Annotated in this window: 13 protein-coding genes; 10 read left to right on the top strand and 3 right to left on the bottom strand. The window is 75.2% G+C overall.

All coding sequences use genetic code 11. From position 1 onward, the window contains the following. Nucleotides 1-17: 17 nt before the first annotated feature. Genes ACI79K_RS17785 through mug form a run of 3 tightly spaced genes read left to right on the top strand, consistent with a single transcriptional unit; the run spans nucleotide 18 to nucleotide 2,315 of the window. The gene (locus ACI79K_RS17785) at nucleotides 18-1,085 is read left to right on the top strand and encodes a phosphotransferase family protein (RefSeq protein ID WP_456600359.1); all 1,068 of its coding nucleotides are present in this window, start codon (nucleotides 18-20) and stop codon (nucleotides 1,083-1,085) included. Next, on the top strand, nucleotides 1,076-1,729 hold the full coding sequence (locus tag ACI79K_RS17780; protein ID WP_456600358.1) for a histidine phosphatase family protein: 654 nt from the start codon (nucleotides 1,076-1,078) through the stop codon (nucleotides 1,727-1,729). Before ACI79K_RS17785 ends, ACI79K_RS17780 begins: the two co-directional genes overlap by 10 nt. Before the next feature lie 34 nt (nucleotides 1,730-1,763). Next, the gene (gene mug / locus ACI79K_RS17775) at nucleotides 1,764-2,315 is read left to right on the top strand and encodes a G/U mismatch-specific DNA glycosylase (protein WP_456589738.1); all 552 of its coding nucleotides are present in this window, start codon (nucleotides 1,764-1,766) and stop codon (nucleotides 2,313-2,315) included. A 9-nt stretch (nucleotides 2,316-2,324) separates the two neighbouring features. Here the strand turns inward: mug and ACI79K_RS17770 are convergent, their stop codons facing one another. Next, on the bottom strand, nucleotides 2,325-2,594 hold the full coding sequence (locus tag ACI79K_RS17770) for a YciI-like protein (protein WP_456589737.1): 270 nt from the start codon (nucleotides 2,592-2,594) through the stop codon (nucleotides 2,325-2,327). Nucleotides 2,595-2,660: 66 nt separating this feature from the next. Here ACI79K_RS17770 and ACI79K_RS17765 point away from each other — a divergent pair, with 66 nt between their 5' ends. Continuing rightward, nucleotides 2,661-3,101, top strand: a complete 441-nt coding sequence (locus ACI79K_RS17765; protein ID WP_456600357.1) for an NAD(P)H-dependent oxidoreductase — start codon at nucleotides 2,661-2,663, stop codon at nucleotides 3,099-3,101. 14 nt (nucleotides 3,102-3,115) lie between these two features. Beyond that, nucleotides 3,116-3,910, top strand: a complete 795-nt coding sequence (locus ACI79K_RS17760; RefSeq protein WP_456600356.1) for an alpha/beta hydrolase — start codon at nucleotides 3,116-3,118, stop codon at nucleotides 3,908-3,910. A 557-nt stretch (nucleotides 3,911-4,467) separates the two neighbouring features. Here ACI79K_RS17760 and ACI79K_RS17755 read toward each other — a convergent pair. Then, nucleotides 4,468-4,671 carry a cold-shock protein gene (locus tag ACI79K_RS17755; protein WP_236826100.1) on the bottom strand — a complete coding sequence of 68 codons (204 nt, stop codon included), beginning with the start codon at nucleotides 4,669-4,671 and terminating at the stop codon, nucleotides 4,468-4,470. A gap of 258 nt (nucleotides 4,672-4,929) precedes the next feature. Between ACI79K_RS17755 and ACI79K_RS17750 the strand changes: the two genes are divergently transcribed. After that, nucleotides 4,930-6,288 carry an alpha-amylase family protein gene (locus ACI79K_RS17750; protein WP_456589734.1) on the top strand — a complete coding sequence of 453 codons (1,359 nt, stop codon included), beginning with the start codon at nucleotides 4,930-4,932 and terminating at the stop codon, nucleotides 6,286-6,288. 7 nt (nucleotides 6,289-6,295) lie between these two features. Here ACI79K_RS17750 and ACI79K_RS17745 read toward each other — a convergent pair whose 3' ends face one another. Next, nucleotides 6,296-6,490: a hypothetical protein gene (locus ACI79K_RS17745; RefSeq protein WP_456600355.1), complete on the bottom strand. Its 195-nt coding sequence runs from the start codon at nucleotides 6,488-6,490 to the stop codon at nucleotides 6,296-6,298. 104 nt (nucleotides 6,491-6,594) lie between these two features. Between ACI79K_RS17745 and ACI79K_RS17740 the strand changes: the two genes are divergently transcribed. The 4 genes from ACI79K_RS17740 to ACI79K_RS17725 are packed head-to-tail and all read left to right on the top strand — an operon-like array spanning nucleotide 6,595 to nucleotide 10,140. Then, entirely contained in the window at nucleotides 6,595-7,428 is an 834-nt protein-coding gene (locus ACI79K_RS17740) for an alpha/beta fold hydrolase (protein ID WP_456600354.1), read from the top strand. Nucleotides 7,429-7,478: 50 nt separating this feature from the next. Next, nucleotides 7,479-7,661, top strand: coding sequence for a PspC domain-containing protein (locus tag ACI79K_RS17735; protein ID WP_456589731.1), 183 nt, complete (start codon nucleotides 7,479-7,481; stop codon nucleotides 7,659-7,661). A gap of 59 nt (nucleotides 7,662-7,720) precedes the next feature. Beyond that, nucleotides 7,721-8,497, top strand: coding sequence for a cyclase family protein (locus tag ACI79K_RS17730; RefSeq protein ID WP_456600353.1), 777 nt, complete (start codon nucleotides 7,721-7,723; stop codon nucleotides 8,495-8,497). Then, nucleotides 8,494-10,140: a thiamine pyrophosphate-binding protein gene (locus tag ACI79K_RS17725; protein ID WP_456600352.1), complete on the top strand. Its 1,647-nt coding sequence runs from the start codon at nucleotides 8,494-8,496 to the stop codon at nucleotides 10,138-10,140. The genes ACI79K_RS17730 and ACI79K_RS17725 overlap by 4 nt, the downstream gene beginning before the upstream one ends. The last annotated feature ends 5 nt before the right edge of the window (nucleotides 10,141-10,145 follow it).

Genomic DNA, 10,145 nt, shown 5'->3' with positions numbered 1-10,145 from the left:
GTGGTGGGATGGGTGCGATGAGCGAGAACACGAGCGGTCTGCGCGATGTCCGCCCCGAGGACGTCTTCGACGTCGATGCCGTGCACGCCTGGCTGAGGCCCCGCGTGCCGGTGGTCGAGGGGCGCTCCGCGCCCGCCGTCCGGCAGTTCTCCGGCGGGGCCAGCAACCTCACCTACCTCCTCGACTACGGCGACCTGGAGCTCGTCCTGCGCCGGCCGCCGCACGGGCACAAGGCCGCCTCGGCGCACGACATGGGCCGCGAGGTGCGGGTGCAGCAGCGGCTGCGCCCGCACCTGGACGTCGTCGCCGAGATCCACGCCTTCTGCCAGGACCCGGCGGTGATCGGCAGCGACTTCTACGTGATGGAGCGGCTGCGCGGCGTCGTGCTGGGGCGGAAGCTCCCCGAGGGCGTGGAGATCTCGCCGGAGCAGGCGCGGGTGCTGGGGGAGACCGCCTACGACACCCTGGCCGACCTGCACTCCATCGACGTGGACCAGGCCGGCCTGGCCGACCTGGGAAGGGGCCCCGGCTACGTCCGCCGGCAGGTCGAGGGCTGGTCGCGGCGGTTCCGGGACGCGCTCACCGACGACGTACCGCCGGCCGAGGAGCTGATGGCCTGGCTCGCGGCGCACCAGCCGCAGGACGTGCGGGCCAGTCTGCTGCACGGGGACTGGAAGCTGGACAACCTGGTGCTCGACCTCTCCGGCACGCCGCGCATCACCGGCGTCCTCGACTGGGAGATGGCCACCGTCGGCGACCCCCTCATGGACCTCGGTGCCTCCCTGGCCTACTGGGTGACGGCCGACGACGACGAGGAGTTCGGGCTGGTCGCCACGCAGCCGAGCACCCTGCCCGGGATGCCGACCCGTGAGCGGCTCGTCGAGCGGTACCTGGCCCGGACCGGGCTGCAGCCGGCGAACTGGACCTTCTACGAGGTGTTCGGGCTGTTCCGGCTCGCGGTGATCATCCAGCAGATCTGGGCGCGGTACCGCTCCGGGCACACGACCAACCCGCGCTTCGCGCACTTCGGCATCGCCGCTGCCGTCCTGCTCCAGCGCGCGGAACGGCTGGCCGGATGCCGCTGATCTGCCTCGTCCGCCACGGGCAGGCCTCCTTCGGCGCCGAGGACTACGACGTGCTCAGCGAGCTCGGTCGCGAGCAGGCCGGCTGCGTGGGGGAGGAGCTGCGCCGGCGCGACCTGCGCGACCCGGTGGTCGTCTCCGGCACCCTGCGCCGGCAGCGGGACACCGCGGCGCTGCTGGCAGCGGCGGCCGGCTGGGCAGCCCCCGAGCAGGTCGACCCCCGCCTCGACGAGTACGACCACCTCGACCTGTTGAAGCGCTACCCGGGGGACGTGGGAGCGGTCGGCGACTCGGGGTCGCGGCAGGTGCAGCGGCTGCTCGACAGCGCGCTGCGGTCCTGGATCGCCGCCGGTGACGCCGACGGCTGGCCGGCCTTCTCCAGCGGGGCCCTCGCGGCCGTCGGCGGGCTGGCCGCCGGCCTGCCCCGGGGGCGTGACGCGGTCGTCGTCAGCTCCGCCGGGGTGATCGCCGCTGTGGTGGCCGGCCTGCTGGGCGCCCGGGACGGGGGTGTGGTGGCGCTGAACCGGGCCGCCGTGAACGTCGGGATCACCTCGGTGGTGGCGGGTGGTTCCGGCCTGTCGCTGCTGGCGTTCAACGACCACGCGCACGTCACCGGCGACCGGCGGCACCTGCTCACCTACCGCTGACCGGGCGGGCCGCGCGAGCGACCAGGATGGGGCCGTGCCCGCCCTCCCGCCCGCCGCAGGGCAGCCGTACCCCAAACCGGTGCCCGACGTCGTCGCGCCCGGCCTCGACGTGCTCTTCTGCGGGATCAACCCCTCGCTGATGTCGGCGGAGACCGGCCACCACTTCGCCCGGCCGGGCAACCGGTTCTGGCCGGCGATCCACCTCGCCGGGTTCACCCCCCGGCTGCTGCGCCCCGAGGAGGACCGCGAGCTGCTCCGGTACGGGCTGGGGGTGACCAACGTCGTCGACCGCCCGAGCCGCACCGCCGCGGAGCTGTCGGTCGAGGAGCTGCGAGCCGGCGCGGAGGCGCTGGAGCGGCTGGTGGCCCGCATCCGGCCGCGGGTGCTCGCGGTCCTGGGCATCACGGCGTGGCGGCAGGGCTTCGGCCGGCCCCAGGCGGTCGCCGGCCGTCAGCCCGAGCGCGTGGGCGGCGTCGTGACCTGGGTGGTGCCGAACCCCAGCGGGCTCAACGCCCACGTCCAGCTGCCCGAGCTGGCCCGCGTCTACCGGCAGCTGCGTCCGGACGGGGAGGGTGCGGCCGGCTGACCTGCCGGGTCAGCCCACGACCACGTTCCACGGCCGGATCGACCATGCCGAGACGAGGCCGTGCGCGACGTAGGGGTCCTGCGCCACGAACCGCTCCACCGCCTCGCGCGGCGCCGTCCACACCAGCAGCGCACGGTCGTACGGGTCGGGCAGCGCGCCGGCCAGCAGCAGCTCGCCGCGCTCGTGCGCCGCCTGCGCCAACGCCAGGTGGTCGGCCCGCAGGGCGGTGCGACGTTCCAGGTAGTCCTCGGCGAGCACGTACTCGAGCACCAGATGCACGCCACCACTCTCACACCCGGCGGGCGGCGGTGGTGCCTCGGGTCGGTCAGGATCGAGAATGCCGGTATGGCCCGTCTCCTCGTCGTCCACCACACCCCCTCGCCGGCGCTGCAGGCAGTGCTGGAAGCGGTCCGGGAGGGCGCCGCCCTCGTCGACGACATCGAGCTGACCCTCCGGCCGGCGCTCTCGGCCGGGGCGGCCGACCTGCTCGCCGCGGACGGGGTGCTGCTGGGCACCCCGGCGAACATCGGTTACATGTCGGGGGCGCTCAAGCACTTCTTCGACACCGTCTACTACCCCTGCCTGGAGGCGACGGCCGGCCTGCCGTTCGGGGTCTACGTGCACGGCAACGACGACACCGCCGGCGCGTTGCGCAGCATCGAGCGGATCACCGGGGCCCTGCGCTGGAAGCAGGTGGCCGCGCCGCTGAGCCTCACCGGCGCGCCCGGCCCGGCGGAGCTGGAGGCCTGCCGGGAGCTCGCGGCGACCGTCGCGGTCGGTCTCTGAGGCGGGGCGGACCGGTGCCCGATCGGCGGACCGTGCTCGCGGCCGGCGTCACGGCGGCCCTCGGCGGTCTGCTGGGGGCCTGCGGGGCCGAGCGGCGGTCCGGGACGGAGGGCCGGGGCGGGCAGGAGGCGGCGCCGAGGAACGGCGCCTCGCTCGGCGCCCGGCCGGCACAACCGCCGGCGGCGCCCGACGAGCCTCCCGGGGCCGGCACCCGCGAGCTGGCCGGCACCGGTGGGGCGCTGCTGCACGTGCCCCCCGGCCTGCCCGCGGGGGAGCCGGTGCCGCTGGTCCTCAGCCTGCACGGCGCCGGCGGCGACGCGGCGGCGGGGCTGGACCTGTTGCGCCCGCTCGCCGAGGAGCACGGGCTGGTGCTGCTCGCACCGTCCTCGGAGTCCTCGACGTGGGACGCCGTCGGCGGCGGCTTCGGCCCGGACGTCACACGCATCGACCGCGCGCTGGAGGAGGTGTTCGCGACCCTGCCGGTCGATCCCGGGCGGATCGCCGTGGCCGGCTTCTCCGACGGTGCCTCCTACGCCCTCGGGCTCGGCCTGGCCAACGGCGGCCTGTTCTCGCACGTGGTCGCCTTCTCGCCGGGCTTCGTGCCGTCCGCGCCGCGCTCGGGGCGCCCGGCGGTGTTCGTGTCCCACGGCGTGGCGGACGAGGTGCTGCCGATCGACCGGACCAGCCGCCGGATCGTCCCCGCGCTGGAGGACGACGGCTACGACGTCACCTACCGGGAGTTCGACGGGCCGCACGCCGTGCCGCCCGACGTGGCCCGCGAGGCCGTCGAGTGGCTGGCGGCCGGCTGACCGGTGCCGGTGACCGTCGGGGACGACGCCCGGCACGGTGGCGGGTGAACTGTCCCCGAGCCGGCCGGTGCGGGTTGGTTCCCCGGCCGGACGCCGTCGCCACCGCTGCAGGTGGGGCGGCGACGTCCGGCCGGGGAGGCTGCACGGCGGGGTCGGAACACCTGCGATGCAGCAGCTTCAGGGAGCCGAGGGCTGCGGGCTCACCAGCGCAGGGGGTGGGTCGACCGGGAGTGCGCGGTCCGGCAGGCCCGGCAGTTCCCCCAGGACACGATGCACAGCGGAGTCGTCGGCCCGCCGCACTCGGGGCACTCGACCGCACCCTCGGAGCTGGCGCGTGCCTCGCGGAGCGCGCGGGAGCTCTCCTCGTGGATCGTCTCGTCCCCCCGGCAGGAGCAACCGAGATGGACGTCCTCGCAGCGTGTGGCGATGGGGTTTCCCTCGATGTCGTGGTCGACGGGCGCCTGCGGCGCCCCTCGTCGGAGCCGGTGCGCGGATCGCCCGGCACCGATGCGAAGGGGGCCACGGCGCAGCGCCGCGGCCCCCTCCTCACGCGTCGATCAGAGAGCGCGGACGTTCTCCGCCTGCGGGCCCTTCTGGCCCTGCGTCACGTCGAACTCGACCTGCTGGCCCTCGTCGAGGGACTTGTAGCCGCTACCGGTGATGGCGGAGTAGTGGCAGAAGACGTCGGCGCCGCCGCCGTCCTGGGCGATGAACCCGAAGCCCTTCTCCGCGTTGAACCACTTCACAGTGCCCTGAGCCATGTCGTTCTTCTTCCGTGCTGGGAGGTGACCGCACAGGTACGTACCGGGTGCGGGGCCGCCGCACCGACCGGCAGGACCGAGAGGAACGTCAGGCAGAGACGACCGCGGACGTTCGAGAACGAAAGCAGAGGCGCAACAGCGACCGAGGAGAACACTACTCCTCCTGCGGCTCTCCCGGGAACAGCCGGGTCGGCGGTGCCCCTCCGGTGGGCGACCCGGCCGGCGGACGTCGCGGACCGGTGCGCGAGCATCGTCGGTATGACTCTTCCGGGCCCCCGCGAACCCGGCTGGGTGCACGACGCGATCTGGTGGCACGTCTACCCCCTCGGCTTCGTCGGGGCGGAGCGGGAGACCACACCCGGCCAGCCGCTGCGCCACCGGCTGCGCGGGCTGGTCCCCTGGCTGGACCACGCACTGCAGCTGGGCGTCTCGGGCCTGGTCCTGGGACCGGTGTTCGCGGCGGAGACCCACGGCTACGACACCACCGACCACCTGCGCATCGACCCCCGGCTCGGCGACGACGCCGACTTCGACGCCCTGGTCGCGGAGTGCCGGTCCCGCGGCCTGAGAGTGCTGCTGGACGGCGTCTTCAACCACGTGGGCCGGGGGCACCCGGCGTTCCAGCGGGTGCTGGCGGAGGGTCCGGCCGCGGCCACAGCGGGGTGGTTCCGGCTGCGCTGGCCCGGCGGCCCGGAGGTGTGGACGCCGGGCACGGAGCCCGACCACGACGACTTCGAGGGCCACCGCCACCTGGTCGCGCTCGACCACGGGTCGCCGGCCGTTGCCGACCACGTCACCGAGGTGATGTCGCACTGGCTGGACCGCGGCGCCGACGGCTGGCGGCTGGACGCGGCGTACGCCGTCCCGACGTCGTTCTGGGCGGAGGTGGCCGGGCGGGTGCGCTCCCGGCATCCCGGGGCCTACCTCATGGGTGAGGTCATCCACGGCGACTACCGCCGGTTCGTCGACGAGTCGACCCTCGACTCGGTGACCCAGTACGAGCTGTGGAAGGCGATCTGGAGCGCGCTGAACGACCGCAACTTCTTCGAGCTGGATGCGGCGCTGGACCGGCACGGCGGCTTCCTCGAGGGTTTCGTGCCCTACACCTTCGTCGGCAACCACGACGTCACGCGCATCGCCAGCCGGCTGCGCGACGACCGCCACCTCGCGCACGCCCTGGTCGTGCTGCTCACCACCGGGGGGACGCCCTCGGTCTACGCCGGCGACGAGCACGCCTTCCGCGGTGTCAAGGAGGACCGGGCCGGCGGCGACGACGCCGTCCGGCCGCCGTTCCCGGGCTCGCCGGCCGAGCTCTCACCGGTCGGCCTGCCCGTCTACCACCTGCACCAGGAGCTCATCGGCGTGCGCCGCCGGCACCGCTGGCTGCACGCTGCCCGTACGCGGACGCTGCACCTGACCAACGAGACGGTCGTCTACGAGGCGGTGGCGGGCAGCGAGCGGCTCGTCGTGGCCCTCTCGGTCGCCGACGGCCCGGCCGAGCTGCCGGCGCCGCGGGCGGGCGCGGTGCTGTCGGGGGCGGCCGACGTCTCCGCACCCGGCTCCGACGGAGCCCGGGTGCGGGTGCCGGCGCACGGGTGGGCGGTGCTGGCCGGCTGACGCCGGCTCAGCGGCTGGTCGCCAGGTCCTTCACCGCCTTCACCACGTACAGCGAGGCGAGGGCCAGGAAGACCGCGCCGACCGCTGCCCGCACCTGGTCCTCGGTGACCGACGTCCGCTGGGCCACCGGCCCGGCCACGGTGTCGGCCACGCGCGCCCGCCAGCCCTTGAGGCCGGCCTTGCCGAAGGTGATCGCATCCATGGCCGGGATCCCTACCCCGCGCACGCCCGGATAGCCACCACCGGCACCACCGGACGAGGCCGAGGCCACGTGCAGGGACACGGGCAGGTGGGCAGTGACCGTTCATGGAGCTACCCATCGGAGCGGCGCGCACGGTGCAGGTCGGCGATCACCGGCTGGGGGTCTGGGAAGCCGGGAGCTCGGGGCCGGCGGTGCTGCTGGTCCACGGCATCCCCACCAACTCCCGGCTGTGGTGGGACGTCGTCCCGGAGGTGTCCGCCTCGGCCCGGGTGCTGGCCGTCGACATGCTCGGCTACGGCGACTCCGACCCCTCCGGCGACCACCCGGTCGACCTCGCGGCCCAGGCGGCGCGGCTGCTGCGGCTGCTGGACACCCTCGGCGTGGACCGGGCGGTGGTCGTCGGCCACGACCTGGGCGGTGGCGTGGCGCAGATCCTGGCGACCACCGCCACCGACCGGGTCGCCGGGCTCGGTGTGGTCAACGGCGTCTGCTACGACGGGTGGCCGGTTCCCCTGGTGCGGGCGATGAAGGGCACCTGGCCCGCCCTCCAGCTCCTCCCGCCGCCGCTGCTCGCGAGCGCGCTGCGCCCGGCGCTGCGCTCGCTCTTCGTCCACCAGCAGCGGGCCACGCCGTTCATCGACCGCTTCGTCGCGCCGTGGGCCCGCCCGGGCGGCCCGGCGCAGCTCGCACGCCACCTGCGGTCGCTGGACTCGGTGTACACCCAGACGGTGGCCCCGTTCCTGCCCCGGCTGGAGATGCCCGCCGAGGTGGTGTGGGGCCGCCAGGACCACCAGATGAAGTCGCGGTACGGGCAGCGGCTCGCCGACGACATCCCCGGCGCGCGCCTCACCTGGGTGGACGACGCCAGCCACTTCGTGCCCGCGGACCGGCCGGACGTCGTGGCCGAGGCGGTGCTCCGCCTGGTCCAGCAGGCCTGAACGTGCTCGCCGACGTGTCCGGCCGCCCGGGGTCGGGTAGGCCTTCCGTCATGACATCACCGCTGGTCAGGCCACGTTCGCAGAAGATGATCGCCGGGGTCTGCGCGGCCCTGGCCAACCGGTTCGGCGTCTCCACCGGACTGGTCCGGATCGCCTTCGTGCTCTTCGGGCTCTTCGGGGTCGGCGAGATCGTCTACATCGGGCTCTGGATCATGATCCCGAAGCAGCGCTGACGCGCCGCGACGGCTGTGATTGGCTGACGGCCGTTCCGCACGCCTGCGAAGGGACCGCCATGCCGATCCTCCCGAGCCTCGCCGAGGCGCTGGTCAGCGCGCGGGTCGAGGTCGTCGACCTCACCGCGCCCCTGTCGGCGGAGACGCCGGTCATCCAGCTGCCCGAGCAGTTCGCCCAGACGGCGAGGTTCGAGCTGGAGGAGCTGAGCCGGTACGACGACCGGGGCCCGGCCTGGTACTGGAACAACTTCCGCACCGGTGAGCACACCGGCACGCATTTCGACGCGCCCAACCACTGGGTCACCGGGCGGGACGGCGACGACGTCGCCTCGGTGCCCGCCCGCCGGCTGATCGCCCCGGCGGTGGTCCTCGACTTCTCCGCGCAGGCGGCGGCGGACCCCGACTTCCTCCTCGAGGTCGAGCACGTGCGCGCGTGGGAGGCCGAGCACGGGCCGCTGCCCGAGGGCGGCTGGCTGCTCTACCGCACCGGCTGGGACGCCCGGTCGGCCTCCCAGCAGGAGTTCCTCAACGCCGACGACACCGGCCCGCACACCCCCGGCCTGTCCGTGGAGTGCGCGCGCTGGCTGGCCGAGGAGTCGCCGGTGCTGGGGCTGGGTGTGGAGACCGTGGGCACCGACGCCGGCGCCGCGCACTCCTTCGACCCGCCGTTCCCCTGCCACGCGGCGCTGATGGGCAGCGGGAAGTACGGGCTCACCCAGCTGCAGAACCTCGCGCTGCTGCCGCCCACCGGCGCCCTGCTCGTGGTGGCCCCCCTGCCGATCGTCTCCGGCTCCGGCTCGCCGTCGCGGGTGCTGGCGCTGGTCGAGCGGGGATGACCCGGGTTCCCGGGCGCACGGTCGCGGCGGCCGTCGGGGAGACGCTCGTCGCGCGCGGGGTCGACACGGTCTTCGGCGTCGTCGGCTCGGGCAACTTCGTGGCGACCAACGCGATGGTCACCGCCGGGGCCCGGTACGTGGCCGCCCGGCACGAGGGCGGCGCGGCGACGATGGCCGACGCGTACGCCCGCACCACCGGCCGGCCGGCGGTGCTCAGCCTGCATCAGGGCTGCGGGCTCACCAACGCGCTCACCGGCATCACCGAGGCCGCGAAGAGCCGGACCCCGCTGGTGGTGCTCACCGCCGAGGCCACCTCGCCGCGGTCGAACTTCTTCGTCGACCAGTTCGCCCTGGCCACGGCCGTCGGAGCGGCGCCGATGCGGGTGACCGCGGCGGCGGACGCGGTGGCGTGCGCCGCGGCCGCGGTGGACGCCGCCCGGCTGGAGCGGCGCACGGTCGTGCTCAACCTCCCGCTGGACGTCCAGTCCCTCGCGGCGGAGGAGGGCGAGGCGCCGCCGGCACCGCACCGGCCGCCCGCGGTGCCCGCCGACGCCGAGGTGGTCCGCCTGGCGGAGGCGCTGCGGGCGGCGCGGCGGCCGGTGTTCGTGGCCGGCCGGGGCGCGCGGGGTGCCCGCGCGGCGCTGGAGGCCCTCGCCGAGCGCTGCGGCGCGCTGCTGGCCACCTCTGCGGTGGCCCGGGGCCTGTTCCGGGGCAACGCGTGGGACCTGGACGTCTCCGGCGGGTTCGCGACCCCGCTGGCCGCCGAGCTGATCTCCGGCGCCGACCTGGTCATCGGCTGGGGGTGCCAGCTCAACATGTGGACGATGCGGCACGGCCGGCTCATCGCCGACGACGCGACCGTCGTCCAGGTCGACCTCGACGCCGACGCGATCGGGGTCCAGCGGGCGGTCGCCCTCGGCGTGGTCGGCGACGTGCGCGCCGTCGCCGAGGCCGCCGCGGCCCGGCTGGGGGAGCCGGTCGCCGTCGGCTACCGGACGCCGGAGGTGCGCGCCGCGCTGGCCGCCCGCGGCCGCTGGCGGGACGAGCCGTACGGCGACGGCGGGAACGGCGGGCGGATCGACCCGCGCGCGCTCACCGTCGCGCTGGACGACCTGCTGCCCACCGAGCGCGTGGTCGCCGTCGACTCGGGCAACTTCATGGGCTACCCGAGCATGTTCCTCGACGTCCCCGACGAGCAGGGCTTCTGCTTCACGCAGGCGTTCCAGTCCGTCGGCCTGGGCCTGGCGACGGCGATCGGCGCGGCGCTGGCCCGGCCCGACCGGCTGCCCGTGGCGGCGCTCGGCGACGGCGGCGCGCTCATGGGGGCCGCCGAGCTGGAGACCGTCGTCCGGCTGGGCCTGCCGATGGTGGTGGTGGTCTACGACGACGCCGGCTACGGCGCCGAGGTGCACCACTTCGGCCCGCACGGGCACCCGCTGGACACCGTCCGCTTCCCGGAGACCGACTTCGCCGCGATCGCCCGCGGGCACGGCTACGCGGCGCTCACCGTGCGGCGGACCGCCGACCTCGAGGGGGTCGCCACCTGGCTGGCCGGCCCCCGGACGGCGCCGCTGCTCGTCGACGCCAAGGTGACCCGCGAGCAGCCGTCGTGGTGGCTGGAGGAGGCGTTCCGCGGCCACTGAGGCAC

This window comes from Blastococcus sp. SYSU DS0616, assembly GCF_054051015.1.
This window is presented reverse-complemented; position numbering and strand designations above follow the sequence as displayed.